Origin of the sequence: Streptomyces sp. R35 (assembly GCF_041053035.1) — a bacterium.
GTDB classification, from domain to species: domain Bacteria; phylum Actinomycetota; class Actinomycetes; order Streptomycetales; family Streptomycetaceae; genus Streptomyces; species Streptomyces lutosisoli.
In genome coordinates this window covers 6,111,474-6,137,150 of sequence record NZ_CP163440.1, presented here as the reverse complement: position 1 = coordinate 6,137,150, position 25,677 = coordinate 6,111,474, and the positions used below count along the sequence as shown (strand labels likewise).

Genomic DNA, 25,677 nt, shown 5'->3' with positions numbered 1-25,677 from the left:
ATGACGGCGACGGACTGGCGATGTTACCGGTAACAAAACCGCCGTCAAGATCTCTCGCAGAACTCCGCGCCCCTGCCCGGACCGAAGGTGCCGCCGCAACTGCCGATCGCCGGGGCGCTCCGCTCGTACCGTCAAATCCCGTAGCTGTAGGACGACTTCAGGAGGGACAGGTATGAACAACAGCCTTCGTACGGCGGCCGCGGCCGCCGCGCTCGTCACCGGGCTCGTGGCGGCCGGCAGCACCACCGCCGCCGCTGCCTCGCGGCCGGAGCGCATCACCTCGCAGGCGCAGCTCGCAGCGAGCATCCAGAAGGCGGTCGCCGCCGAGCAGAGCAACGGGGCCGTCTCCACCAACGGCGTCATCGCGGGCCTTGTCAGCTCCTCGACCGCCTCCGTGGGCGTCGACAAGGCTTCCTGCTGACGGGATGGAGGTGAGCACCGTGGACAGCACCGTGGACAGCTCTCTGGACATCTCTGTGGACAGCTCTGTGGATCACGTGGATCACGCCCAGGACCGGCGGGAGCCTCCCGTCACCTGGTGTCCGAGCGGTGAAGCACACCGTCCGGAGTCCGTCGTGCTCGGTGTCAGGTCCGGGGAGAACAACCAGGTCGTCTACCTGGCCGACCCGGTCCCGGCCGCCGATGTGCTCGGTGCCATCCCGGAGGGCATCGCACCCAACCGTGTCCTGCGCTTCGCCTCGCACTGCGTGTCGGACTGTGCGAACCGGATCGGCGAGGCCTGCGGGCTGATCGAGCGCATCCGGGTCGTACCGTCCGAGACCACCGCGAGCGCCGTCCCACGGTGCCACCTCCGTCCGCACTGCAAGTGGTGGAACCAGGCCGGCGTCGAGGCCTGCCACCGCTGCCCCGCCGTCAGCACCCTGAACTCCCGCGACGACGAGCTCGTCGCGCTCGTCGCGGACCCCTCCACCACCCGGGAACAACTGGACGGCTGGATCGCCGCGGCCGAGTGAGTGTGGGGGTGATTGGCAGATCTGTTCCGCTGGAGAATCCGAAAGTGGCAGGTGGACGGGGCTGGGCATGGAACAGATCTGCCAATCAGTGATGCTTGTGGGCCGAGTTCGACAGAGGCAGAGTTCGACAGAGCACGAGAGAAGGGCTGTTGTGGACAACTGGATACGCCGCTTCCACCCCGCACCCGGCGCCCCGATGCGGCTGCTGTGCTTCCCGCACGCGGGCGGCACGGCCGGCTCGTACCACGCGCTGTCGGCTTCGGTCAGGGGCGCCGTCGAGCCGCTGATCGTGCAGTACCCGGGGCGGCTCGACCGCTTCGCCGAGCCGTTCGCCGAGCGGCTCGACGACGTGGTGGACGCCGTGCTGGACGAACTCGAACCGGACGACCGGCCACTGGCGCTGTTCGGCCACAGCATGGGCGCGCTCCTGGCGTTCGCGACCGCGCGGCGGCTGGAAGCCGAGGGGCAGGCGCCCGCCGTCCTGCTCGTGTCGGGGCGGGAGGGGCCGTCGCTGCCGGTCAGGACCCGGCTGCCGCAGAGCCCCTCGGACGACGAACTCCTCGCGGAACTGCGACTGTTGTCCGGCACCGCCGCCGAACTGCTGGACAGCCCCGAGTTCCTCCAGCTCGCGCTGCCACCACTGCGCGCCGACTACCGGATGCTCGCCGCGTACTCCTGCCCGCCGGGCCCTCCGCTGGGCTGCCCGGTCGTGGCGCTGACCGGGGACAGGGACCCCCGGGTCTCGGTCGAGGGCGTGGGGGCGTGGGAACGCGAGACCGACGGGCCGTTCACGCGCCATGTGCTGTCGGGCGGGCACTTCTTTCTCGACGATCACCGGGCGTACGTCGCCGATGTGATCTCGTCGGCATGTGTGTCGGCCGTGTCGGCCGTCTAAGCGCTCATCTCACCATCGCCCCGGCCAGAGCAACCACGGTGCCTATCCGACGCTGCGGCGATGCCATCGTCTGTACCACAGGGCCCCCACCTGCTGAAGTGTCGTGGAACCCCACTGCGCTGTGAGGGCTCGGCTGCGATCACCCGAACGTACGTCGCCGACGTGATCACGTCGGCAGTCCTGTCGGCACGCGGTGACAGCCGACGACTCCCGCGTGCTGGTGACGACCGGCACCGGCTACGGCACAGCGCTGCTGCGAGCGCCCGCCTCCCTTGGGACCCACCCGGGTCGTCCGGGTGTGGCATGCCGCTCCTGGAGTAATGGCCGTTTGGCCTGACGGGCCGTGTCACGCTGTGGTCTCGATTGATCAGGGCGGTGTCAGGAGGCCGGAATGTACCGCTCGCGTGAGGAGCGGTGCCGGCGGCGCAGGACCGCCGTGGTGGCCGCCAACGCCCCGTTCGCCCTGATCGGCATCGATCGCCGGCGGCTGAAGGTGGCCGAGACCGCACTTCAGGTCGGCGGGCGCTCGTCATGACAGGAGAGGACGAAGGGCAGCAACCGGGGCAGCCACACCTTCCCGATCTGCACGTGCGGCTGCGTGCCGAGTTGGGCCGGATCGACGACCAACTGCGCGGCCTGCTGGACACCATGGACCGACTGCAGGGCCTGCTCGATGCGGTGGTGGCCATCAGCCGGGAGGTGGAGCTGCCTGCCGTGCTGCACCGCATCGTGACCACCGCCATGGAGCTGGTCGGCAGCCGCTACGGGGCACTGGCCGTACTCAGCGAGTCCGGAGAGCAGCTGGAGCAGTTCATCGCCGTCGGCCTGTCCGAACAGGAACGCGCTGATCTGGCCGAGACCGGCTTGCCCCGCGGTCTGGGCGTCCTGGGGCACCTGATCCGCCACCCCGAACCCCTGCGGGTCGACAGCATCTCCACTCATCCGTCATCCGTCGGTTTCCCGCCCGGCCACCCGTACCTGCGTACCTTGCTCGGCGTCGCCATCAGCGTCCGCGGCGAGATCTACGGTGACCTCTACCTGTCCGAGCGGCGTGACGGACAGCCCTTCGACGTCCTCGACGAGAACGTCGTCGTCGCCCTGGCCAGCGCCGCCGGCATCGCGATCGAGAACGTCCGCCTGTTCGAACGGGTGCGCATCGGAGCCGAGCAGTTCCAACGGCTTCTGTTGCCGACGCTGCCCGACCTGCGTCCGTTCGCCGCCGCTGCCGTCTATCAGCCCGCTGCCGAGCCCAGTCAACTCGGCGGGGACTGGTACGACGCCATCCCGCTGCCCGGCAACGTCGTGGCGGTCGTCATCGGTGACGTGGTCGGCCACGATCTGCAGGCCGCGGCCGCCATGGCCTCCACCCGTAACATGCTGCGCTCGTTGCTGTTCGACCGTGGCAATCCGCCCGGCGCGGTCCTCACCCAGCTCGACCGCACCCTGCAGGCCATCACGGACAATCCCGTCACCACGACTGCCCTGGCGCGTTTCGAACCGGAGGGCGGCGGATGGCGCCTTCACTGGAGCACCGCGGGCCATGTCCCACCCCTGCTGATCACTCCTGAGCACCGAACGGAATACCTGTTGGGCGAACCCGGGCTGCCGCTCGGGGTCGACCCCGAGCAGCCCCGCCCCGATCACTCGCGCTTCCTGCCCCCGGACACCACCGTGGTCTTCTTCACCGACGGGCTGATCGAACATCCCGACCACTCGATCGACGAGAGCATGGATCAGCTCGCCGGTCTCGCCGTCGCGTATGCCGACCTGCCCCTGCAAGAGTTCGTTCAGGCACTGGCCGATCACCACCCCAGCGACGGTCACGACGACATGGCCATCCTCGCCCTGCGCACCCCGCACGGCTGATCCCCCGCCGCCAGGCCGGCCCGAGCGCGCGGCGGTAACAGCGGCGCGTGACAACACCTCGCTCTGTGACCGAGGACCGAACGTTCAGTTCAACGGCGCCGTGGAGGATCCGGGGGATCCGACGGATGATGGACATCGGGGCGATGTCGATGCGGAGGTCGCCCGATGACTGGCGCACGGCGTGAGTGGATCCGGCGCGGTGGCTCGGCCGCCCTGGAGATCTGCGTCGTTGCCGCGCTGTATTACGGCTCCGCCAAGCTCGGGCTGCTCCAGCAGCTGGTGCGCGGCCAGGTCACTCCCCTCTGGCCACCCACCGGCATCGCCCTGGCGAGCCTGCTCCTCCGCGGCCCGCGAGTATGGCCCGGAATCGCACTCGGCGCCCTCCTGGTCAACGCCCCGCTCGGGCCATCGGTGCCGGCCGTGCTCGCGATCGTCGCGGGAAACACCCTCGCGCCCCTCTGCTCGTACGGACTGCTCCGCCGCACGGGGTTCCACAACGCACTGGACCGCTTGCGGGACGCGCTGGCACTGATCTTTCTCGGTGCGTTCACCGGCATGCTGATCAGCGCGACGACGGGCAGCGGGACACTGCTTCTCGCCGGTGTGCTGAGCGCCGACGACTTCTGGCCGACGTGGTCGGTCTGGTGGACCGGCGACGCGATGGGTGTCCTGGTGGTCACGCCGGTCCTGCTCGTGCTCCGCTCGGCACGCCGGCCGAAGGACGCTCCGCCGTCCCGTTGGGTGGAGGGACTGCTGCTTCTGGCAGCCACTGTCTGCGTCGGTTTCGTCGAGACCGAGAGCACATCCCTCTTGTTCCTCGGCTTCCCGCTGCTGATCTGGGCGGCCTTCCGCTTCCAGCTGGCCGGTGCCGCGCCCTGCGCCTTGGCCGTGTCGACCTTTGCGATCATCGCCGCTGCCCAGGAATCAGGCGCGTTCGCCGGTCACGACCTGCTCACCAACATGATCACCCTGCAGGCGTTCAACGGTTCCGCCTCGCTGACCGCGCTCCTGCTCGCGGCAGCCGTCAGCGAGCGCAACCAGACCCAGATGGAGATCGCGCGAGCCTGCCGGCAGCTCGCCGAGATGGCGGCCAAGATCGCCGCCGGTGGCCACCACCGCCCGCCGCTCCCCGACAGCGACAGCGACAGCGACAGCGACAGCGACAGCGACAGCCAACGGGCCCAGAAGCCGGATTTGATCACGACTGAAGACCGGCCTTAGGTCGCGTCAGCCATCTCGGCCGTCTCGGCCGTCCCGATGCCGACGCCCCGCTGGCCGACACCCACGCCGAGGGCCGGTGCCGGGTTCGGGCACCGGCCCTCGGCGTTCTACGGTGTTCCGCTCACTCCCCCTCGAACTCCGCCAGCAGCGCGTCCAGGGAGTCCTCCGCGTTCTCCGAGGCCTTGACCGCGACGATCTGGCGGGCCATCTCGTGGAGGGTCAGCTGCTCCAGGAACAGGGTGATCGGGACGTCGATGCCGAAGTCGTCGCGGAGGCAGCCGACGAGGTGGACGGCGGTGAGGGAGTCGCCGCCGGCCGCGAAGTAGGTCATCTCCGGGTCGTCCGGGGAGTCCAGGTCCAGGGCCTCGGCCAGCAGGGCGCGGACGGCCGTCTCCAGGTCGTCGGCCCGCTCCTCGGCCGGCTCCTCGACGGGCTGGGCGCGGGAGGAGAGGTCGAGGGCGCCGAAGCTGTCCCCCGCGAACGGGTACGTCGGGAGGCTCACCCGTCGGCCCTCACCCGCCCACGGCACCTGCTCGCCCTTCAGCCACGCCTCGCCGAGCGCACGCAGTTCACCGTCAGCGGCGTTCGCGAGCCCCGACCCCGCCGTGGCCCGGCCCTCCGCCAGTTCGAGGAGTTGCGCGGCGGCGTCCGTCCGGTCCGAGGCCACGACATAGGCGCGTACGGCCATGGGGGCGCGCCCCAGCCGCAGCGTGTGGGCGGTGTCGGCGAGGGACGGGGCTGCCGCCGGATCCCGCAGGGCCGACGCCAGCCGGCCCGCGAGTGCCGTGAGTGCCTCCCGGGTGCGGGCGGAGAGCAGCAGGAGCTCGGGGCCCGCCTGCGGCTGGTCGGCTGGGGCGCCCTGCGGTGCCCGCGGTGCCTCTTCCAGGACCGCGTGGACGTTCGTGCCGCCGATGCCGACCGAGCTCACCCCGGCGCGGCGCGGCCCGCGGTCGGGGCTCGCCCAGGGGGTGGTCCGGTCGACCACGTGGAACGGGGAGTCGTCGAGGACGAGGTCGGGGTGCGGGCGGGTGGCGCCTGCGGTGGGCACCAGGGTCCGGTGCTCCAGCATCAGGACCGCCTTGATGAGCGCGGCCACACCCGCCGCGGCGTCCAGGTGACCGAGGTTGGACTTCACGGAGCCGATGCCGATGGACCCGGTGCCCATGGCGCCCTTGAACGCGGCGGTCGCGGCGGCCATTTCGATGCGGTCACCGAGCTGGGTGGCCGTGCCGTGCGTCTCGACGTACTGGGCGTCCGCCGGGTCGAGCCCCGCCGCCGCCCAGGCCTCGACGATCGCGGCCGTCTGCTGGTCGACACCGGGCGCGGTGAACCCGACCTTGGTGGCACCGTCGTTGGTGACGGCGGTGGCGCGGATGACCGCGCGGATCTGGTCGCCGTCGGCGAGCGCGTCGGACAGCCGGCGGAGCACCACCAGGCCGACTCCGTTGCCGGGAACCGTGCCGCCGGCCTGCTCGTCGAAGGGCCGGCACCGGCCGTCGGGGGAGAAGATCCCGCCCTGGTAGTGGACGTAACCGCGCTTGCGTACGGTGTCCACGGCGACGCCGCCGGCCAGCGCGGTGTCGCACTCGCCGAGGAGCAGGGCCTGCGTCGCCAGGTGCACCGCCGTCAGGGAGGTCGAGCAGGCCGTCTGCACGGTGAGGCTGGGGCCGTCGAGGCCGAGCCGGTAGGAGACCCAGGGGGCGAGGAACTCGCGGTCGGTGAGGATCCGCACCTGGAGCGCGCCGATGGACGCGGCGAGCTTGCGGTCGGTCTGCGCGGCCAGCATGTGCTCGGTGACACCACCGCCGACGTACACACCCGTGCGGGGCGGCCCGTCGAGGGGGTTGTAGCCCGCGTCCTCCAGGGCGGCCCAGGCCGTCTGCAGGAGCAGCCGGTGCTGCGGGTCGAGGGCGGCGGCCTCGGTGCGGTTGAAGCCGAACAGCTCGGCCTCGAACCGGTCCGCGTCCGGGAGGTAGCCCTTGGTGGGCACGTAGTCGCGGCCGCGGATCTCCTGCGGGTCGGCGCCGTCGGCGAGGAGCTCGTCCTCGGTGAAGTCGGTGAGGGAGCAGACGCCGCCGACGAGGTTGTTCCAGTACGTGTCCAGGTCGGGGGCGCCGGGGAAGCGTCCGCTCATCCCGACGACCGCGATCGCGGAGTCGAGGGATTCGGTGGTGGCGTTGGTGTCGGTCATCGTGTCAGCCCTTCCGGGAGGTCAGTCGTCGGGCGGCGGCGGTCCGCCGTGCGTGCCGGTCGCCGCCGCGCGCGGCGGCCGGCGTGCCGGTAGCGGGTTCGGCGGGGGCGGTGTTCGGGGTGCGGGCGCCGTCGAGGTGGGCGGCGAGCGCGGAGACGGTGGGGTGGCGGAACAGGTCGACGAGGGCGATCCCGCCGTCCAGGCCCTGTTCGCGCAGGGCGGTCAGCGCTTTCAGCAGCCGTATCGAATTGCCGCCCAGGTCGAAGAAGTTGTCGTGGACGCCGACCCGGTCGCGGGTGAGGACCTTCGCCCAGATCTCCGCGATCCGCTGCTCGGTCCCGGTGCCCGCGACGGCGTACGAGGTGTCCGGTGTGTGCCGCACGGTGGCCGGTTCGGGGAGGCTGCCGCGGACGATCTTGCCGTTGGCGCTGAGCGGCATCTCGTCCAGGTGGACGAAGAGCTCCGGCACCATGAAGCCGGGCAGCCGCCGGGCGAGATGGGCGCGCAGCTCCTCCTCGGCGGGGGCGGTGCCGTCCCGGCTCACGAAGTACGCCACGAGCCGCTGTTCGGCGCCGCTGCCGCGCACGGTGGCCGCCGCGAGCGCGATGTCCGGGTGAGCGGCCAACAGGGTCTCGATCTCGCCGAGTTCGAGGCGTACGCCGCGCAGCTTGACCTGGAGGTCGCTGCGCCCGAGGTAGTGGATGAGGCCGCGCGCGTCGATCTTGCCGAGGTCTCCGCTGCGGTACATGCGGGTGCCGGGCGCGCCGTGCGGGTCGGCGACGAACCGCTCGGCGGTCAGGCCGGGCCGGCCGATGTAGCCGCGGCCCAGGGAGGCTCCGGCGACGTAGATCTCGCCGGTGACGCCGGTGGGGACGGGCCGCAGCCGCTCGTCCAGGACGTAGACGCGGGCTCCGGCCACCGTGCCGCCGAGCACGACGGGCTCGCCGGGTTCCAGGTCGCCGGTGGTCGCGTAGACGGTGACCTCGCTCGGTCCGTACGCGTTGACGATCCGCCGCCCCGGCTCGGCCAGCCGCTCGACGAGTTCGGGCGGGCAGGCCTCGCCGCCGACCGCGATCGTCCTCAGCTCGGGCAGCAGGCCCCGCACGTCCGGCAGCAGCATGGCGGCGGACGGCGGCAGGAACACGTACGTGATGCGGGAGTCCCGCAGCCGGTGCAGGAGCGCCTCGCCGATCCGCTCGTCCTCGGTCGGGATGTGCAGCTCGGCGCCCGCGACCCAGGGGAAGAACAGGTCGGACACGGCGACGTCGAAGCCGAACGACACGAACTGGAGGACTCGGTCGTCGGGGTCGACCGGGAAGGAGTGGCGCACCGCCCGCGTCAGGTTCACCAGGGCCCGGTGCTCGACGGCGACGCCCTTGGGGACACCGGTGGAGCCGGAGGTGAACAGGACGTAGGCGAGGTCTTCCGGACGGGGTGCGCGGGCTTCACCGTTGGTGGCCGTGACGTCGGCGCTCATGACGGTCGTGGCGGCGGCGGTCACGGCGGACGGCCGGTCGAGGCGGAGGCACGGTATGCCGAGCGCCTCCCCCTTCTCCGCGGTCGCGGCCGCTGTCAGGAGCAGCTCGGTGCCCGAGATGTCGACCATGTAGCGGAGGCGGTCGTGCGGGTGGGCCTGGTCCAGCGGGACATAGGCACCGCCCGCACGCAGCACCGCGAGCGCGGCGATGCCCTGGTGGGCCGAGCGGGGCAGCAGCAGGCCGACCCGGGAGCCGAGCCGCACCCCGGCGGCGCGCAGTCGGCCGGCCAACTCGTCGGCCTGTTCGAGGAGTTCGCGGTAGCTGAGCCGCAGGTCGCCGTGGACCAGGGCGGTGGCGTCCGGGCGTTCGGCGGCGACGTCGGCGATCAGGTCGGGCACCAGGCGGTCGAGCGGCGCGGCCTCGGCGATGCGGTCGGCGCCGGCGATGGTCCGGCGGCGCTCGTCGGCCGGGACGGGGTCGACGGCGGACAGGGGCGTGTGCGGGTCGGCGAGGATTCCGGCGAGGAACGTCTCGAAGTTGCCCGCCCAGCGGCGTACCGTCTCGGCCTCGAACAGGTCGCTGCGGTAGATGAACTGGGCGGCCAGGTCCTCCCCCCAGCGTTCCACGAAGAGGTGGAAGTCGAACTTGGCGGTGTCCAGGGCAAGTTCGAGCCGCTCGGTGGCGGCGCCCGCGAGGGGCAGGGACAGGGCGGCCTCGTCGTCGTAGGTGAGGGCGACCTGGACCAGCGGGTCGTGGCCGGTCTCGCGGACCGGGGCGAGCCGGTCCACCACAGCCTCGAACGGCGCGTCCTGGTACGGCTGGGCGGCCAGCAGCGTGGCGCGGATCCGGCCGGTCAGCTCGTCGAGGGACGGGTCGCCGGAGAGGTCGACGCGCAGCGCCAGGGTGTTGGTCAGCATGCCGACCATCTCGTGGAGTTCGGGCCGCTCGCGCCCGGACGCCGGGAAGCCGATGACGAGGTCGTCACGGCCGCACAGCCGCCCGAGGAAGGCCGCGTACCCGGCGAACATCGTCATGAACGGCGTGGCCCCGCGCACCCCGGCCACCTCGGCGAGGCGCTCGCGGACCGCGGACCCGAGCCGGAACGGCACGCTGCCGCCGGCCGCCGAACGCACCGGCGGGCGCGGCCGGTCCAGGGGCAGTTCCATGGCGGCGGGCGCGCCGCGCAGCCGCTCCGCCCAGTGCGCGACGGACCCCTCGTACGCGCCCTCGGCCGCCCGTTCCCGCTGCCAGGCCGCGTAGTCCGGGAACTGCAAAGGGAGTTCGTCCGCCTGGTGGGTCAGATCACGGACCTCGTCCCGGTAGGCGGCGGACAGACCGTCGAGCATGATGCCCAGCGACCAGCCGTCGCAGACCAGGTGATGGGCGACGAGGAGCACCCGGTGGCTGCCGTCGTCGACGCCGTACACGGTGCAGCGCAGCAGCGGTCCGGCGCCGGTGTCGAAGGGGCGGGCGGCCTCGGCCCGCAGCAGGGCGTCCACCTCGCCCTCCGGCAGGTCGTCCACGACGGTGTACGCGGCGCGGCCGGTGGCCCGGACGAGCTGGGTCTGGGTGCCGTCCGCGGCGGTGCGGAAGACGGTCCGCAGCGACTCGTGGCGGTCGACCAGCGCGTCCAGGGCGCGGCCGAACGCGGCGGTGTCGAAGGGGCCGCGCACGGCGAAGGCGGCGGGCACGTTGTACTGGCAGGTGCCCGGGTTCAGCTGTTCGAGGACCAGCAGGCGGCCCTGGGCGTCGGAGACGGGGAACTCGTACTCCTCGTCCTGTCCGGCGAGCGGGTCGGCGTGCTCAACAGGCTCAGCAGGATCGGCGTGCTCAACAAGGTCGGTGAACATGGGTCAGTCCCCCCGGAGGGCGGTTTCGAGGACCGCGGCGATCTGGGCCGCCGGGTCCGGGGTGAGTACGTCGCTGTGGGTGCAGTCCAGTTCGTGCACCTCGACCACGGCGGTGCCGCGCCGCCAGCCCGCCGTCTTCTCGGCCGTGGTGGGCTCGGCGTCGCGGGTGGCGGAGAAGAGGGTCACCGGCCCGTCGTACGGGGACGGCTGCCACTCCCGTGCCAGGCGTACGTGGTGGGCGCCGGCGTCCACCATCGCGTGCAGCCGTGCCTCGTCCAGCGCCTCGGGGGCGTCCCCGCTGCGGCGGACCGTCGCGAACGCCTTCGCGCGGGAGAGCGGGCCCGGCGGCACGGGCAGGCCGCGGGCGTGGGAGCGCAGCAGCATGTGCAGCACCTCGTCCTCGATCACGGCCGGGTCCAGCGGGGTGCGGGAGACCTCCGGCGGCTGGGGCATGGAGTCCAGCGCGGCGAGCAGGCGGATCTCCTCGCCCGCGCGGCGCAGGCGCACCGCGATCTCGTAGGCGAGCGCGCCGCCGAAGGACCGCCCGGCCAGCGCATACGGGCCGTGCGGCCGGAGGGCGCGGATGCGTGCGGTGTATGCGTCCGCCATCTCGTCCATGGTGCGGGGCAGTTGGTCCGCGCCCGTCAGCAGCGCCGGGCTCTGCAGGGCGTGCACCGGCCGGGCCGGGTCGAGGTGGCGCAGCAGCGAGGCGAACGACCAGCCGAGGCCGAGCCCCGGGTGCACACAGAACAGCGGGGTGCGCTCGCCGCCCGCGCGCAGGGTGAGCAGCGGGGCCAGGCTGTCGTCGGCCGGCATCCGGTCCGGCCGGGCGGCGGAGGTCCTCCGCCCGGGCCGGGCGGCCGGTGCGGCCGGGGGCGCGGTGTCGAGCCGGGCGGCCAGCGCGGCGGGGGTCGGCGCGTCGAAGAGCGTGGCCAGCGGGACCCGTACGTCCAGGGCCGCCTCGACCTTCGAGGTCAGCCGCATCGCGGTCAGGGAGTGGCCACCGGAGGCGAAGAAGTCGGTGTCCGGTGCCACCTCCGGCATCCCGAGCACCTCGGCGAACAGCGCGCACAGCTTCCGCTCCCGCACGCTGCCCGGCGCCCGTGCCCCGGCGACGGCCTCGCTGGTCCCGGGCCCGGGCTCGGGCAGCGCGGCCCGGTCGACCTTGCCGTGCCGGGTGAGCGGAACCCGGTCGATGGGGGCCCACACGGACGGCACGAGATGGGCGGGCAGATGGCGTGCGGCGTGCCGGCGTACCCGGGCGAGGGTGTCGGGCCAGGGTTCCGTCGGCTCCTCCGGCACCAGCCACGCCGCCAGCCGTTTGCCGCCCGCCGCGTCCCTGCGGGCGGCGACCACCGCGCGGGTCACGCCGGGGCAGCCGGCCAGGGCGGCCTCGACCTCGGCCGGTTCGACACGGAAGCCGCGGACCTTGATCTGGTCGTCGGCGCGTCCGGCGAACTCCAGGACACCGTCGGGAGACCAGCGGGCCAGGTCACCGGTGCGGTACATGCGGGTGCCCGGCGGACCGTACGGGTCGGCGACGAACCGTTCGGCGGTCAGGCCCGGCTGCCCGAGGTAGCCGCGGGCGAGTCCGGCACCGGCGAGATAGAGCTCGCCCACGCTCCCGGCCGGCGTCGGGCGCAGCCGGTCGTCGAGGACATAGCCGCGGGTGTTGTCCAGCGGACGGCCGATGGGGACGGCGGCCGAGCCGGCCGGGGCGGTGTGCGCGGTGGCGAACACCGTGGTCTCGGTGGGCCCGTAGCCGTTGACGACGGTCGTGCCGGGGCAGTGCTCGCGGATACGGCGCACGGTCCCGGGCGCCAGGACGTCGCCGCCCGCCCAGACCTCGCGCAGTCCGGCGAGCGATCCGGGCGCGATCTCGGCGACGGTGCGCAGCAGTTCGGGGGTGAGGAGCAGCGCGGTGATCCGCTGTTCGGGCACCATCCGTCCGAGCAGTTCGGGTGTGGTGGTCCCGGCGGGGGCGACGACCGCGGTCCCGCCGTTCAGCAGCGGGATCCACACCTCGTACGTCGTGGAGTCGAAGGTGTACGGGCTGTGCAGCAGCACCCGCTGGTGGGCGCCGCCCTGGAAGCGGCTGTCGGCGGCGAGTTCGACGATGCCCCGCTGGGGGACGATCACGCCCTTGGGCTCTCCGGTGGAACCGGAGGTGAAGAGCACGCAGGCGGTGGAGTCCGGGTGGGCCACGGGGCCGTGGAACACTCCGCCGTCGCCCCGCTCGCGGGCGTCCAGCAGGGCGATGTGCGCGGGCAGTTCGGCCCCCGGCTCCCCCGCGGTCAGCGCCACCCGCACCGCCGCGGCCGCCGCGAGCCTGGCCAGTCGCTCCGGCGGCTGCCTGGCGTCGAGCGGGAGCCAGCCGGCGCCTGCCTTGAGGACCGCGAGCTGGGCGACGACCTGGTCCGGTGAGCGGGGCAGCAGCAGGGCGACGATGTCACCGGGGGCCACTCCGGCGCCGGCCAGCCGGGCGGCGAGCCGGTCCGACTCGGCGTCGAGGCGGGCGTACGTCAGGACGCCGTCGGCCCACTCCACGGCGGGCGCGTCCGGGGTGCGGGCCGCCTGCTCGGCGAACCGCCCGACCACGGTGGCCGGACCGGCCACCGTGCGGACCGGGCCCGCGGCCAGGGCGAGCAGCGCGCCGCGCTCGTCGTCCGGCAGGACGTCGAGCCGGTCGGCGGGCCGCCCGGGGTCGCCGGAGAGTTCCTCGAAGACGCGGACCATACGGCCGGCGACCGCGTCCGCCGAGACGCCCCGGCGGCAGCTCACCGACAGCAGCATCCGCTCGGCGACGGCGACCGCGAGGGTCACCGGGTAGTGCGTCGCGTCGTTCACCCCGAGCAGGCATGCCTCCTCGGGCCCGTCCTGGCCCTCGGACCGCTGCGGGAAGTTCTCGAACGCGAGGACCGTGTCGAAGAGTTGACCGGCGCCCACCGCGTGCTGCACCTCGGCGAGGCGTGCGTGCTGGTGGCTCAGCAGCCGGGACTGCTCGTCCTGGACACGGGAGAGGAGCTCGCCGACGCTCTCGCCGTCGCGCAGCCGTATCCGTACCGGCAGGGTGTTGATGAACAGGCCCGCCATGCTCTCGACGCCGGGCAGATCGTGCGGGCGGCCCGAGACGACCGCGCCGAAGACCAGGTCCCGTGCGCCGGTCATCCGGGCGAGCACCAGGGACCACGCGGTCTGCACCAGGGTGTTGAGGGTGACGCCCGCCTCGGCGGCGCGCCGGGTCAGGGCCGCTGTGAGCGCGGCCGGCAGCAGCACCCGGGCCCGGCCCGACTCCTCGTCGGGTGCCGTCGGCGCGAGCAGGGCGGGCCGTTCGAGGCCCTCCAGCGCCTCGCACCAGGCGGTCTCGGCCTTCTGCTGGTCCTGTCCGCTCAGCCACACCAGGTACTGCCGGTAGGGCGCGGCGGGCGGCAGCGGCCGGCCCGCGATCAGCTCGTTCAGGTCCCGCTCCAGGATCGGCAGGGACCAGCCGTCGATGAGGATGTGGTGGACCGACAGGACCAGTTCGGTCCCCGTGTCCTGCCGTACGAGCAAGGCGCGGACCAGCGGCGGACGCGCCAGATCGAAACGGCGCTCCGCGTCCTCGCTCAGCAGCACGGCCCTACGGTCGTCCGCCTCGGCGGGTTCCAGACCCGTCAGGTCCGCCTCCGCCCAGGGCACCTGGGCCTTCTGCGGGACGATCTGCACGGGCCGGTCGAGGCGCTTGTGCCGGAAGCAGGCGCGCAGGTTGGGGTGCCGCTCCAGGAGCGCGTTCACGGCGGCCCGCACGGCGGCCCCGTCGACGGACGGGCCGATCCGGAAGCGGGCCTGGACGAGATAGGGGTCGGGTCCCGCGCTGCCCCGTACGGCGTGGAAGAGCAGGCCCTCCTGGACCGGGGAGAGCGGGAGTACGTCCGCGATGCGCCCGCTCATCGGACGACCTCCTCGTCGAGGTCGTCGAACTCGTAGGAGACGTAGGAGCCGTCGGAGTCCGCAGAGTTGCCGAGTTCGTCGGATCCGTCGGAGTCCGCAGAGTTGCCGAGTTCGTCGGAGCCGTCGAACTCGTCGGAGTCTTCGAAGTCACCGAAGTCCATGCCGCCCTCCAGCAGCGCGAGTTGGTCGGTCGTCAGGTCGACCAGGGGGAAGTCGGACGGGGTGTGGACGGCGTCGCCGCCCGGCGCGGCCCGGTCCGCGAGCTCGGTGAGCGCCTCGGACCAGCGGCGGGCCAGGTCCCGTATCCCGTCCTCGGTGAACACCCCGGCCGCGTACGAGAAGGTGGCTTCGAGACGCAGTTCGCCCGCCACCTCGTGGGCCAGCGCGTCCACTTCGAGGGCATGGTCGAGCGGCAGCGCGTCAGGGCCGATGTCAAGCAGCCGCCCGCCCGCCGCGTCGCCGCCGCTGAACCGGCCCAGATAGTTGAAGCGCACGTCGGGCGCGGGCAGTGCGGCGAGTGCGGGGCCCGCCTCGGGGCTGAGATAGCGCAGGACTCCCCAGCCGAGACCGCCGGACGGGACCGCCCGCAGCTGTTCCTTCACGCGTTTCAGGGCCTCCCCCGCCCGCCCGTCGGCCACGTCGCCGATGTCGAGGCGGACCGGGTACTGGGTGGTGAACCAGCCGACGGTGCTGGACACGTCCACGGGAGCCGAGAGCGGCTCGCGGCCATGGCCCTCGATGTGGACCAGCAGGGCCGTGCCGGTGCCACGGTGCCGCACGGCGGCCGTCGTCAGGGCGGTGAGGAGGACGGCGTCGGGGCCGCAGTTGAAGGCTCCCGGCAGCGTGACGAGCGCGCTCCTGGTGAGCTCCGCGTCCAGCTCGACGGTGACGGTCGCCCGGCGGTCGCCCGCCCCGCGGCCCCCGGCGATCCGGACGTCCGGCCCCGTCAACTGCCGTGTCCACCACGGCACTTCGGCGCTCAACTGGTCGGCCTCGCGTGACAGCAGCCGGGCCCAGCGGGCGAACGAGGTGCCCTTCGGGAGGCCGGCGCCACCCCCGGGCCCCGTGTGACCCGCGCTGCCCGCGGACCCCTCCGCCAGCGCTTCGGCCAGCTCGGGACCGAGGACCCGCCAGGAGACCCCGTCGACGGCCAGATGGTGCACGGTCAGCAGGAGGAGCCCCTGGCGGTGCGGTCCGGCGTCGAGCCATACGGCCCGCAGCATCTCGCCGGCCTCCGGGCGCAGGACCGTGGTGCGCGCCAACTCCGCCGCGATGTCAGCGGGTTCGGCGGTCTCCGGAACGTCCAGACGGACGGTCTGCCCGGCGTCCGGGCCGGTGTCGGCGTCCGGGCCGGTGTCGGCGGGCACCTCCAGTTCCCAGTCGGCGGTGTCGTGGCGCAGCAGCCGCATCCGCAGTACGGGGTGCCGCTCGGCGAGGCCCCGGACGGCCGAGCCGATCCGCTCCAGGTCCAGGTCCGTGCCGGGCGGCAGCGGGAACACCATGGACTGGGTGAACTTCCCTGTGTCCGAGGCCTGTTGGCGCCACCAGTGCATCACCGGGGTGAGCGGGAAACGGCCGTCCCCGGTGTCCTGTTCCTCGTCGGGCGAGGCCTCGGCGGGCGTCCGCGCGAGGGTGGCGAGCCGGGCGGGCGTCCGTACGGTGAACACGTCCCGTGGGCTCAGGGCGAGACCGGCCGCCGAGGCACGGGCGGCCAGCTGGATGGCCATGATGCTGTCGCCGCCGAGCCGGAAGAAGTCGCCGTCCACGGAGACCTGTCCGGCGCCCAGGACCTCCGCGAACAGCCGGCACAGGGTCCGCTCGCGGTCTGTCGCGGGGGCCCGGCCCTCGTCCGCGGCGCGTTCGGCGGGGGCGGGCAGCGCGGCCCGGTCGATCTTGCCGCTGGTGGTCAGCGGCAGCGTGTCGAGGACCAGCACATCGGCCGGGACCATACCGGCAGGCAGCCGTGCGGCGGCGTGTGCGAGCAGCGCGTCCGGGTCGAGGGCGTGTCCGGGGGCCGGCACGGCATAGGCGACCAGGCGCGGACCGCCGCCGCGGCCCTCGCGTACGACGACCACCGCCCGGTCCACGGCGGGGTGTTCGGCGAGTACGGCCGCGATCTCGCCCGGTTCGATCCGCAGGCCGCGCACCTTCACCTGCTCGTCGCCGCGGCCCAGGAAGTGGAGGGTGCCGTCGTCGTCGCGGTACGCCAGGTCGCCGGTGCGGTACATCCGGCCGCCGGGCGGCCCGTACGGGTCGGCGACGAACCGCTCGGCGGTCAGGCCCGGCTGCCCGAGGTAGCCGCGGGCGAGCGCGGCCCCCGACAGATACAGCTCGCCGCACACCCCGGCGGGCACCGGGCGCAGCAGCTCGTCGAGGAGGTGGACGCCGGTGCCGGCCAGCGGGGTGCCGATGGGCGGGGCGGTGCCGTCGGCGGACAGCGGCCCGGAGACGGTCACGAGGACGGTGGCCTCGGTGGGGCCGTACGCGTTGTGGAAGCGGCGCCCGTCGACGGCCCAGCGGGCCACCAGGTCAGGCGGGCAGGCCTCCGCGCCGACGACGATCGTGCGCAGCCCGGGGAAGGGCCCTTCGGGCACGGTCGCCAGGACGGACGGCGGTACGAACGCGCAGGAGATCCGCCGCCCGGTCAGCACCGCCCCGAGGTCGTCGCCGACCAGCGGCCCGGCGGGCGGCACGACCAGGGCGCCGCCGGAGCCGAAGGCCAGGCACATCTCGCCGATGGAGATGTCGAAGGACGGCGACCCGAGCTGGAGCACCCGGCTGCCGCCGTCCAGCGCGAGCCGCTCCACCAGGGTGCGCACCATCGCGGCCACACCCGCGTGGGTGACGACCACGCCCTTGGGGGCGCCGGTGGAACCGGAGGTGTGGATGACGTAGGCGGGCCGGTCGGGGTCCAGGGGGGTGGCGGGCAGTGACTCACCCGCGTACACCTCGCCGTCCACCGCTTCGTACGCCTCTTCGTACGCCCGCTCGTCCAGGACCAGGCGCGGTACGTCCGTCTCCACCGGCAGGCCCTCGGGGCCGGTGACGAGGAGGTCGGGGGCGGCGGCGGTGAGGGTGCGCACGAGGCGCTCGGCGGGGTGGTCGGGGTCGAGCGGGAGATGGGCGGCACCCGCCCGCTGGACGGCCAGTGCGGCCACCGGCCAGTCGGTGCCGCGGCCCAGGGCCAGCGCCACGATCCGCCCGGGGCCTGCCCCGTGCCGTATCAGGTGTGCGGCCAACCGGTCGACACGGTCGGTGAGTTGGGCGTACGTCAGGGTCCGCTCGGCCGATTCCAGGGCCACCGCGTCCGGGGTGCGGGCGGCCTGCCGGGCCACCAGGTCCGGCAGCGACACGGGCTCGGGGGCGGCGGGTCCGGCCGAGGCCGCGAGCAGCCGCTGCCGCATGCCGCCGGGCACCAAGTCCATGTCCCCGACGAGCGCGTCGGGGTCGGCGGTGATCCGGTGCAGGAGCTCGATGTAGCACTCGGTCCAGCGGGCGACGGTCTCGGTGGAGAACACGTCGGTACGGATACCGAAGAGGCCCTCCATGCCGTCGTCGCAGTCCTTCACGACGCCGACGAGGTCGTGTTCGCCGCCGGTGTGGATGCGCTCCGGCTCGGCGAACTCCTTCATCACCGTGACGCTCGGCTGCTGCGTCAGATGCATGAACACCCACTGGTAGAGCGGGGCGCGGCCGGCGCTGCGCTCGGGCGCGACGGCCGAGACGATCCGGCCGACCGGCACGTCCGCGCCCGCCATCAGGTCCGGGAAGTCGGTGGCGAACGCGGCCAGCACGTCGGCGAAGGAGCGGTCGGGCCGCACCTGCCAGCGGGTCGGCACGGCGTTCATGACGTACCCGATGACCTGGTCCAGGCCCTTGGCGGAACGGTTGGCGATGGGGGTGCCGAGGACCAGGTCGTCGGCGCCGCTCACCCGGTGCGCGAGGACGGCGAAGGCGGCCATCAGGACGACGTAGACGGAGGCTCCGCGCTGCCTGGCCAGGGCGCGCACGGCCGCGGCGGTCGGCGCGTCGATGTGGAAGGGGACCTGCGCGATGCCGTCGCCCTCGGTGACGGGGGTGCCACCGCCGCCCCGCACGGTGAGCGGGCCGGGCGGGTCGGCCAGGTAGCGGCGCCAGAAGTCGAGCCGTTTGGCGAAGACCCCGGACTCCTCCAACTCCTCCTGCCAGCAGGCGAAGTCGGCGTACTGGATGGCCGGCCGGGTCAGCTTCGGCTCCTGGCCGTCGCGCAGGGCGACGTACGCCTGGGCGAACTCGCCCTGCAGCACATCGAACGACCACCAGTCGCTGATGGTGTGGTGCAGGCTCAGCATCAGCGTCGAGCGCCGCTCGTCGACCCGGACGAACCTCGCCCGGATCAGCTTGTCCCTGCTGAGGTAGAAGGGGCGGCCACGGAAGGCGTCGAAGGCCTCCGCGATGGTCGTGCCGGTGCCCCGCAGGTCCTCGCGCTCCAGAACGAAGGGGCCGTCGTCGGGGAAGTGGACGCGCGGCTCCCCCGTCTCGCCCGCCACGATGCGGGTGCGCAGGATGTCGTGGTGGGCCTGGATCAGCGTCAGCGCCCGCTCCAGATGGGCCGGGTCCACGGGCTGGTCGAAGTGGTAGGCGGAGCACAGGTTCAGCGCGGGGGTGCCGGGATACAGCTCCTCGTACACCCACAGGTCCCGCTGGGCGGAACTCAGCGGCACCGGCCGCGCCGGGTCGCGCGGCGGGACGACGGCGGGCACCTCCCGGTCCCGCCCTGCTTCCACCATGCGCCGCATCAGCCGCACCCGCTGCTCGCCGCCGAGCGCGCTGAAGCGGTCGGCAAGGGAAGGGGAAGAAGAAGGGGCGGGGGAAGAAGGGGAGACGGCGGTGGCTACGGCGGCAGTCTCGGAAACGGTGGGGGCGGTCATCGGACGGCCTCTTTCAGTTCGGCCAGGCGGTGCAGGCCCGCGAGTACGTCGTCGAGGCCGAGGCCGAAGTCGATGAAGCAGGCGATCTCGTCGACACCGAGTTCCGCCAGGTCGGCGAGCATCTTGGCGCAGTGGCCGGGCGAGCCGAGGAGACTGCCCCAGCTCAGATAGCGCTCGAAGGCGAAGTCGGCGAGCATCGCGGTCTGTTCGTCGGTCAGGCGCGCGGTCCCGGGGTCGGCCGAGCGGTTGGCGGCGGTCTGCCGGACGTAGGAGGCGAGGTATGTCTTGAGCGGGGCGCCCGCGAGGCGGCGTACCTCCGCGTCGTCCACGCCGACGTAGGTGTGGGCCATCAGCGTCACCCGGCCGTGCGCGCCGGTGCCCCTCTGGTCGGGGGCGGCGGCGCAGGCGGCCCGGTAGCGGGCGATCTTCTCGGCGAGTTCGTCCCGGCTCTGTCCGACGGTCGCCCCGAGCACTCCGGTGCGCAGCCGTCCGGCCGCCTCCCAGGTCTCCGGGTTGCCGGACGTGGTGACCCACAGGGGCAGGGTCTCCTGCACGGGCCTGGGCTGCGGCAGTACGGAGACGGGTGCGCCGGTGCCGTCGGGGTACTCGGCGCTCTCCCCCGCCCACAGCGACCGCAGCACCGGGATGGTGTCCAGGGTGCGTTCCCGGCGGTCGGCGTAGTGCCCCGGGGCGAGGGTGAAGTCGGCGGAGTGCCAGCCGGTGGCCACGGACAGGCCGACCCTGCCGTGCGAGAGGTTGTCCACGACCGCCCAGTCCTCGGCGACGCGCAGCGGGTGGTGCAGCGGCAGGACGACGCTGCCCGCGCGGATGCCGATCCGCTCGGTGGCGACCGCGAGCGCCGCGCTGAGCACCGGCGGGCTGGGGAAGACCTGCCCGACCTGTTGGAAGTGGCGTTCAGGGGTCCAGATGGCATGAAAGCCGAGCCGGTCCGCGGTCTTCGCGACGGTGAGGATGTCCTCGTACGTCTGCGCGTGCCGCGTCTCGCCGGCGGTGCTGTCCGCACCGAAGAACATCACGCTGAGGTCCATTGCCTCTCCTTCTGCTTCGGGCTGCCGTGGGGCTGCGATTCCGGCCGGCGCGGCACGCGCGGGCGGCGGGTGATGGGGGCCGCGGCGGGCGCGGGACCGGCTTCGGCCCGCTCCAGCTCGGCGGCGAGCAGGGCGACCGTGGGAGCGGCGAAGAGCTGGGCGCCGGTCACCGGCCGTTCGTCGGTACTGAGGCGGGCCGCGACGCGCACAGCGCGCAGTGAGTTGCCGCCGAGTGCGAAGAAGTCGTCGTGCAGGCCGATGTCCGGCCGGCCGAGGACGTCACTCCAGACGGCGGCGGTTCTGCGCTCCAGCGCGGTCCAGGGGCGCGCCGTGTTCTGCGGGGTGCGGGCCGAGGCCGCGAGCTGGTCGCTCTCGTCGGCGCGGCGGGGCGGTTCGGCGAGGCCTAGCCGCGAGATACGGGTCCCGGGGGCGGCCGCCGCCGTCTCAAGGGCGTGCACGAGCGCGTCCGCGAGCCAGTCGACGAACTCCCGCTCCAGGGAGTCGGTGCGGTACTCGAAGGTCAGGGTCAGGCCGTCCGGGGCGCCGCCGGGGCCGGTCTCGTCGGTGACGTCGACCAGCAGCTCGAACCGGGCGGCCCCGGTGCGCACCACCTCGACTCCGGTGTCGGCGCCGGGCAGGTCGACCTCGGCACGGGCGTTGTTCTGGAGCGCGAGCACCACGTCCGTGAACGGCTGCCGCCCGGGGGTGCGCGCCGGGTTGAGCGCGCCGACCACGTGCTCGAACGGCACGTCCTGGTGGGTGAAGGCGGCCAGGTCGGTGTCCCGGACCCGGCCCAGCAGCTCGCCCGCGGTGGGGTCGCCGGACACGTCGGTGCGCAGCACCAGCATGTTGACGAAGAACCCGACGACGTCCTCGACGCTGCCGTCACCGGCGCGCGCGGCGACCGGCGCGCCGACCGCCGTGTCCTCGTCGGAGCCCGCCCGCACCAGTGCGGTGATCAGGGCGGCGTGCAGCGCCATGAAGAGGGTGGCGCCCTGGTCGCGGGCGGAGTCGACGAGGCGGGCATGGGCCGCGGCGTCCAGTCGGCGTACGACGACGCCGGCGGCCTGTCCCGGTACGGCGGGCCGGTCCCGGCGCCGGGGCAGCAGCGGACCGTCGACCGGCAGTCCGGACAGTTCCTTGCGCCAGTAGGTGAGTTGGCGTACCTCAAGGGAGTGCGGGTCCGCCGGGGAGCCGAGCCGTTCGAGCAGGCGGCGGGCATGTTCGGCGTACGGCACGGCGAGCGGGCGCGGGGCGGCGCCGTCGTCGCCCCGCACCCGGGCCCGGTAGGCGCGCGACAGGTCACGGAACAGCGGGCGCAGCGACCAGCCGTCGCCGGCGATGTGGTGGATGAGCACCAGCAGCGCGTGCTCGTCCGGACGTTCCCGTGTCGTGAACAGGGTGGCGCGCAGGGGGAGTTCGGTCCGCAGGTCGAAGAGGTGCCGGGCCTCCTCGGCGATGCGGCCGGCCAGCTCGCTCTCCGGAACGTGCGCATGGGTGAGCGGCGGCCGTGCCTCCTCCCCCGTCAGCACCCGCCGCACGGGGGCGCCGTCCTCCTCGTCGAAGACGGTGCGGAGCACGTCGTGGCGGTCGGCGACGAGGTTCAGGGCGTCACCGAGCGCGGCCACGTCGATGTCGCCGCGCAGCCGCAGCAGCATCGGCAGGTTGTACGCGTTCCCGGCGCCGATCCGGTCGAGGAACCACAGGCGGTGCTGGGCGTGGGAGACGGGGAGGGCGCCGGTGGAGGTCCCGGGGACGGGAGCCGTCACCGCCCTGGGGGCGGCCACCGGGGTGCTCAGACGATCCGCCTCCACGTGCGGTGCCAGCCGTGCCGGGGTGCGTGCCTTGAAGAGCGTGACGATGTCCGTCTCGGCGCCGAGCACCGCGTGGACGCGGCCCAGCAGCCGGGCGGCCAGCAGGGAGTGGCCGCCGAGCGCGAAGAAGTCGTCGTCGGGGCCGACCGCGTCCACCCGCAGGATCTGGGCGAAGAGTGCGCACAGGGTCCGTACGGTCTCGTCCGCCGCGGTGGGTCCGGCGCCGGAGGCGGGCGCAACGTCCGTACCCGGCCCGCCGGCAGCGGGCGCGGGGGCCGGCAGGGACGCCCGGTCCAGTTTTCCGCTGGGGGTCAGGGGAAGCGCGTCCAGCGGGACGAACGCGGCGGGGACCAGGTACTCGGCCAGGACCGTTCCGGCGAAGGCACGCAACTTGCCTTCGTCCAGGGCTTGTTCACGACCCTGGCGCGGTACGACGTAGGCGGTCAGCTGCCGGTCGCCGGCCGGGTGCTCGTGGGCGACGACGGCCGCCCGCTCGATGTCCGGGTGCCGGACCAGCACGCTCTCGATCTCACCCGGCTCGACCCGGAAGCCGCGTATCTTCAGCTGGCTGTCGGCCCGGCCCAGGTATTCCAGTACCCCGTCCGGGCGGCGCCGCACGAGGTCGCCGGTGCGGTACACGCGCTCGCCGTCGGGGGCGGCGACGAAGCGTTCGGCGGTCAGCCCGGGCTGTCCGCGGTAGTCACGGGCGACGCCCGCTCCGGCGGCGTACAGCTCGCCCGTCGTGCCGTCCGGGACCGGGGCGAGCCGCTCGTCGAGGACGTACAGCCGTTTGCCGGCCAGCGGGCGGCCGATGGGCACGGGGCCGCCGTCCGCCACGTCCTCGGGGGTGACGGGGTGGACGGTGAGGAAGACCATGCACTCGACGGGTCCGTAGCCGTTGCTCAGCCGCAGCGCGGGACGGCGTTCCAGGGCGCGGGCCACATGCGGGGCCGAGAGGGCCTCGCCGCCGACGACGAGTTCGCGCAGGCCCTCGATCGCCTTCGGGTACTCGTCGACGATCACATTGAAGAGGGACGCGGACAGATACATGGAGGTGATGCCGTGCTCGGCGACGAGCCGTGCCATCACGAAGGGTTCGGGCCGGCGCCCCAGGTGCAGGACGCACGTACCGCCGTTCATCAGCGGACCCCACAGCTCCAGGGCGAACGCGTCCCAGGACAGCGGCGCGCACTGGAGCCAGACGGCTCCGGGGCCGAAGGAGGCGAAGTCCTGCCCGGTCAGGGTGGACGTCACGGCGTGATGCGGTGCGGCGATGCCCTTGGGCCGGCCGGTCGAACCGGAGGTGAACATCACGCAGGCGATGTCGTCCGGCCCCACGGAAACCGTTCCGCGTGCCAACGGGCCTGCCTGTAGGGCGTCTTCGACGTGCACGGGCCGGGCGCCGGAGCCCGCCGGCGGGGCGGCCGCGGGGTCCGTGTCCCGGGACGCGACCACCACCACGGCGCCCGCGTCCGCCGCCATCGCGCGCAGCCGCTCGTCCGGGAAGTCCGGGTCGAGCATCACGTATCCGGCGCCGGCCTTGAGGATACCGAGCACCGCCACGACCAGTTCGGCCGAGCGCTCCAGATACACGCCGACCGTGTCGCCGCGCCGCACTCCGTGTCCGGCGAGCAGGCCCGCCATCCGGTCGGCCCGCGCGTCGAGTTCGGCGTAGCTCAGCCGCTCGTCGCCATGGATCAGCGCGGTGGCCTCCGGGGCCCGCTCCGCCTGTTCCTCGAACAGCTCATGTACGCACTTCATGGCGCTCACCTCGCTTTTCCCGGCTCTCGGTGGTCTCAGTGGCCGGTACGCCGGTCCGGTCGGCCGAGGTGTCGGTCTCACCGGCCGGTACGTCGGTGTCGTCGGCCGGTACGTCGATGTCGGGAAGGAGTACGTCGATGTTCCTGATCGAGCGGCTGGCCAGGCCCCACAGCGAGACGACGGTCCCGGCGACGCCGGCGAGGAGCAGCATGGCCGCCATGCCGGTGCCGGGGGCGTCGCCCAGCAGGGGGCCCAGGACCGTGAAGAGGCCGGAGCCCGAGGCGGCCTGCGGCTCGAAGAAGTGGTCGGCGAGCGGACCGGAGAGCGCCATGGCCAGCGGGACGGAGATCTGCGAAAGGAACATCACCGCGCCGAAGACCCGGCCCTGCCATTCCTGGGGGACCTTGCTCTGCACGATGGCCTGCATCGAGGAGTTGACGGTCGTCATGAGCAGCGCGCCGACCAGGATGGCCAGGCTCCAGCCGACGACGCCGTCCACGAGCGCCATCACCACCAGGGCGGACAGACACATGCCGACGACGCCGAGCATCATGCCCCGGCCCCGGTTCTTCGGTCCGCCCCAGGCGGCCATCAGCAGACCGCCGAGGACTCCGCCGACGCCGGTCGCGCTGTTCACGACGGCGAGCGCGTCGTTGCCCGCCCGCAACAGGACCATGGGCTGGATCACCGCGAAGCCGAAGACCATCACCAGGTTGACGACACAGAAGTTGGCGATCAGGGCGCGCAGGCTGGGTACCCGGAACAGGTAGCGCAGCCCGGCGACGGCCTCGGCCGTGATCCTGGGGCGCGCTCCGACGGTCTTCTCCGCGGCCTGGGCGGCCTGGGCGGCTGTGTCTGCTTTGGGTTCACGTAGCCGCACAATGCGCACGCCGACCAGCGCGAAGGCGTAACTCGCCAGGTCGATGAGGAGGGTGGGGCCCATTCCGAAAAGGGCGATCAGGACACCGCCCAGGGCCGGTCCGCCGATCCCGGCGGCGCTCTTGGCGCCCGCCAGCAGCCCGTTGGCACGGCCGAACTGGTCCTTGCGGACGAGGAGCGGGACTGCGGAGGACAGCGCCGGGAACTGGAAGGACGCGCAGATCCCGAGCAGCAGGGTGGCGGGATAGACCTGCCAGTACTGCAGCTCCCCGAGGTAGTGGAGGAGGGCGAGTACACCGACGACCAGCAGTCCGCCCGTGTCCGCTATTTGCAGTGCGGCCCGTTTGGTGATCCGGTCGACGATTGCACCCGCAATGGGGCTGAATACTGCTTGTGGCAGCATCGCGCAGAGTGAGAGAGCGGTGACCGCAGTGGCATGTCCACCGGCGGACCAGACCTCGATGATGAACGCGAACCTGACCGCCGCGCTTCCCAGGAGGGAGACCGTCTGGCCTGACCAGACGAGCATGAGCGGCCCCATCCCCGTGAAACGTCCGGGAATGTCCGCTGTTTTCCGGGCGCCCATGTCAGGAGCCGTGCCCGTTGCACAGAAGCGACGGGCGCGATGGCGGATACGCCGGCCTGTCTTCGAGCGGAGTGCTTACCACGCCTCAATCCCCCAGGAATTCGGATTCCCCTGCGGATCACCATGGATCGCGCCTGAATTGAACAGCCCACAGCATGGGGGCGGCGATTACCTATGCGTTCCCATCGCGAACATCGGAGCGGGAATCGGAAGGGAACAGTCCGGGAGAGAATCGGGATCCGCTCGGGCGAGGGTCCGGCTGAAGCTGTCTGC

General features: G+C 73.1%; 13 protein-coding genes. 6 read left to right on the top strand and 7 right to left on the bottom strand.

Annotation, left to right across the window (positions count from 1 at the left end):
• Positions 1 to 172: 172 nt before the first annotated feature.
• The 6 genes from AB5J50_RS27910 to AB5J50_RS27885 all read left to right on the top strand — a co-directional run bounded on the left by AB5J50_RS27910 (position 173) and on the right by AB5J50_RS27885 (position 4,956).
• Complete coding sequence (locus tag AB5J50_RS27910; RefSeq protein ID WP_369260997.1) at positions 173 to 421, top strand: hypothetical protein; 249 nt, start codon at positions 173 to 175, stop codon at positions 419 to 421.
• A 19-nt stretch (positions 422 to 440) separates the two neighbouring features.
• Positions 441 to 974 carry a hypothetical protein gene (locus AB5J50_RS27905; RefSeq protein WP_369260996.1) on the top strand — a complete coding sequence of 178 codons (534 nt, stop codon included), beginning with the start codon at positions 441 to 443 and terminating at the stop codon, positions 972 to 974.
• A gap of 151 nt (positions 975 to 1,125) precedes the next feature.
• Positions 1,126 to 1,869, top strand: a complete 744-nt coding sequence (locus AB5J50_RS27900; RefSeq protein WP_369260995.1) for a thioesterase II family protein — start codon at positions 1,126 to 1,128, stop codon at positions 1,867 to 1,869.
• A gap of 391 nt (positions 1,870 to 2,260) precedes the next feature.
• Positions 2,261 to 2,404, top strand: a complete 144-nt coding sequence (locus AB5J50_RS27895; RefSeq protein WP_369260994.1) for a hypothetical protein — start codon at positions 2,261 to 2,263, stop codon at positions 2,402 to 2,404.
• Positions 2,401 to 3,735, top strand: a complete 1,335-nt coding sequence (locus tag AB5J50_RS27890; protein ID WP_369260993.1) for a PP2C family protein-serine/threonine phosphatase — start codon at positions 2,401 to 2,403, stop codon at positions 3,733 to 3,735. Before AB5J50_RS27895 ends, AB5J50_RS27890 begins: the two co-directional genes overlap by 4 nt.
• A gap of 165 nt (positions 3,736 to 3,900) precedes the next feature.
• The gene (locus AB5J50_RS27885; RefSeq protein WP_369260992.1) at positions 3,901 to 4,956 is read left to right on the top strand and encodes an MASE1 domain-containing protein; all 1,056 of its coding nucleotides are present in this window, start codon (positions 3,901 to 3,903) and stop codon (positions 4,954 to 4,956) included.
• A gap of 121 nt (positions 4,957 to 5,077) precedes the next feature.
• Here AB5J50_RS27885 and AB5J50_RS27880 read toward each other — a convergent pair whose 3' ends face one another.
• From AB5J50_RS27880 to AB5J50_RS27850, 7 genes are read right to left on the bottom strand one after another with little or no spacing between them, the layout of a single operon-like run.
• Positions 5,078 to 7,147 carry a beta-ketoacyl synthase N-terminal-like domain-containing protein gene (locus AB5J50_RS27880; protein ID WP_369260991.1) on the bottom strand — a complete coding sequence of 690 codons (2,070 nt, stop codon included), beginning with the start codon at positions 7,145 to 7,147 and terminating at the stop codon, positions 5,078 to 5,080.
• A 4-nt stretch (positions 7,148 to 7,151) separates the two neighbouring features.
• Entirely contained in the window at positions 7,152 to 10,475 is a 3,324-nt protein-coding gene (locus AB5J50_RS27875; protein ID WP_369260990.1) for an amino acid adenylation domain-containing protein, read from the bottom strand.
• A gap of 3 nt (positions 10,476 to 10,478) precedes the next feature.
• Positions 10,479 to 14,405, bottom strand: a complete 3,927-nt coding sequence (locus AB5J50_RS27870) for an amino acid adenylation domain-containing protein (protein WP_369260989.1) — start codon at positions 14,403 to 14,405, stop codon at positions 10,479 to 10,481.
• Positions 14,402 to 19,315 carry an amino acid adenylation domain-containing protein gene (locus AB5J50_RS27865; RefSeq protein ID WP_369260988.1) on the bottom strand — a complete coding sequence of 1,638 codons (4,914 nt, stop codon included), beginning with the start codon at positions 19,313 to 19,315 and terminating at the stop codon, positions 14,402 to 14,404. The genes AB5J50_RS27870 and AB5J50_RS27865 overlap by 4 nt, the downstream gene beginning before the upstream one ends.
• Complete coding sequence (locus tag AB5J50_RS27860) at positions 19,312 to 20,364, bottom strand: MupA/Atu3671 family FMN-dependent luciferase-like monooxygenase (RefSeq protein ID WP_369260987.1); 1,053 nt, start codon at positions 20,362 to 20,364, stop codon at positions 19,312 to 19,314. The genes AB5J50_RS27865 and AB5J50_RS27860 overlap by 4 nt, the downstream gene beginning before the upstream one ends.
• Positions 20,349 to 23,939, bottom strand: a complete 3,591-nt coding sequence (locus AB5J50_RS27855; protein ID WP_369260986.1) for an amino acid adenylation domain-containing protein — start codon at positions 23,937 to 23,939, stop codon at positions 20,349 to 20,351. Before AB5J50_RS27855 ends, AB5J50_RS27860 begins: the two co-directional genes overlap by 16 nt.
• Entirely contained in the window at positions 23,923 to 25,347 is a 1,425-nt protein-coding gene (locus AB5J50_RS27850; protein WP_369260985.1) for an MFS transporter, read from the bottom strand. The genes AB5J50_RS27855 and AB5J50_RS27850 overlap by 17 nt, the downstream gene beginning before the upstream one ends.
• Positions 25,348 to 25,677 lie beyond the last annotated feature (330 nt).